Below are 2,183 nucleotides of genomic sequence, written 5' to 3'. Positions count from 1 at the left end.
GCCGGCAGTCATCCGACAGGACTGCGAGGGAAGGCTATTCGGTCAAACTTGTGCGAAAATGAATGTGTTGGACCGCGCCAGGGCAAATAGCGCGGTCCAACCGTTTCCACCGGGTGCCGTGACCGACGACGTGGCAGAACTCTTGCCGTCGCCCGCGGGCAACGGCCGTGTTGCGGCGGATCGGGGCGACCGTTGCCGGCCGCCTTCCGCCGCTGCGCCTTACTGCTGGAACAGGCGCAGGATATTTTCGGAATTGGTGTTGGCGATCGAGAGCGCCTGAATGCCGAGCTGCTGCTGAGTTTGCAGCGCCTTCAGTCGCGTCGATTCCTCGTTCATGTCTGCATCCACAAGACGGCCGACGCCCTTGTCGATCGTATCCATCAGGTTGGCGATGAAGCCCTCCTGCAGATCGATACGCTTGGTAATTGCGCCGAGGGTGGAGCCGGCATCCGTCAATTGGTTGAGGATCCGTTCGACGACGCTGAGCATGTCGGCCATCTCGGCCGGGGTGGTCGACGCGGTCAGCTTGATTTCCGCGGTGGTGCCGATCGGCGTCGTCGCCGGTGCGCCGATCAGGTGGTAGATGCGCGTGCCGGTCGTGCCGGGCGGCGTGGTCAGAAGCGCAGCGTCGTAGTTCTGGGTCAGGATACCGCGGCTCGCATTTTGCTTGTCGATCAGCATCGACTGAGACGTGTCGAAGTCGAGCGTGGTGACTGAGACGTTGCCGTTGGCATCACGGTTGAACGACGCCACGACGGACTTGGTGCCGACCGGTGCCGCGTTGGCGTTATAGAGCCAGTTTTCGCTGGAGAAGGAGGCGGACTGTGCGGCCGAGATGAGCTGGTTCTTGAGCTCGGTGATTTCCTTGTCGATCTTCAGTTTATCGACGCCCGGCTCGGTTGCCGCGACCAGCTTGCGCTTGATCTCGCTGACGACCTCGATTGTCGAGTTCATCGCCGCGTAGGCCGTATCGATCTTCGCCGCACCGAGGCCGAGGGCGTCCTGAACGGTCGAAAGTGCTGCGTTGTCGGACCGCATCGTGGTCGCGATCGACCAGTAGGCGGCATTGTCGGCCGCCGTCTGAACACGGTAGCCCGATGAAATCCGATCCTGGACCTCGGCCATGTCGGAGTTGATCGAACGCAACGTCTGGAGAGCCGCCATTGCGGCGGTATTTGTCATGATGCTGGTCATTGGTCACCTGCCCCGAATGAATTTCTAAGGACATTCCGGAGTGTGGCACCGGCAGCGACGGGACTGGCATCATGCGAATCGCCCCTGTTTTGCCCTGGAGGCGACCCTTCGCTCTTAACCCATACTTAACGATCCCATGGTTAACAAATAGTTAATGCCGTTAGGAAGTCGGTAACGAAAATGAACCGACGTTAGGAAATATGCATAAACAATTAAACAGTTGCGCGCCCGAGCCGGCGTCGCCGCAGGCAGCGGCGTCGACGAGACGACGAAAGGGCCGCACATCCTCGCGGATGTGCGGCCCTTTGATGCTTGAGGCGATGAGCCGGTTAGCCCATCGTTTCCGGTCGCCCGCTTACTTGAACAGCGACAGGATGTTCTGCGAGTTGCTGTTGGCGATTGTCAGCGACTGGATGCCGAGCTGCTGCTGCGTCTGCAGAGCCTTGAGGCGGGTCGATTCCTCGTTCATGTCGGCGTCGACGAGGCGGCCAACGCCCTTCTCGATCGAGTCCGTGAGGTTCTCGACAAAGCCCTTCTGCAGGTCGATACGAGCGTTGAGCGCACCGAGGTCGGCAGCAGCGTCAGTCATCTGCGACAGGACGGAGTCGACGCCCGACAGAGCCTGCGACAGAGCGCCGGTTGTCATGTTGGTGATGTCGAGCGTCAGGACGCTGAAGCCCAGCGTTACGGGCGAACCGGTCGCGTCGTTGTAGGTGATGTTGGTGGAGAGCAGGCCCGTTGCGGTGGTGCCGCTAGCGACGTACGCGCCAGTTGCGTCGACCTGGACCAGCGAGCTCTTGTTGGTGTCGTACTGCAGCGTCGTCAGGCTGACATTGCCCTTGGCGTCACGGTTGAACGAACCGACAACCGACTTCGTGCCGGCAGCGTTGTTCGGGTCGGTGTAGACCCAGTTTTCGCCGGAGAACGAGGCCGACTTGGCAATGCTCACGAGCTGGTTCTGCAGCTCCTTGATTTCCTTCTGGATCTTG

Annotated in this window: 2 protein-coding genes; both read right to left on the bottom strand. The window is 60.7% G+C overall.

The window, feature by feature from the left end:
* Positions 1 to 219 precede the first annotated feature (219 nt).
* Entirely contained in the window at positions 220 to 1,194 is a 975-nt protein-coding gene (locus tag VGO04_RS20725) for a flagellin (protein ID WP_327497840.1), read from the bottom strand.
* Between the two features lie 355 nt (positions 1,195 to 1,549).
* Positions 1,550 to 2,183 (bottom strand): flagellin (locus VGO04_RS20720; protein ID WP_327497839.1); only part of this gene is annotated, 634 nt, incomplete at its 5' end.

The sequence above is a fragment of the Ensifer sp. genome (assembly GCF_035999185.1).
Classification (GTDB): Bacteria; Pseudomonadota; Alphaproteobacteria; order Rhizobiales; family Rhizobiaceae; genus Ensifer.
This window is presented reverse-complemented; position numbering and strand designations above follow the sequence as displayed.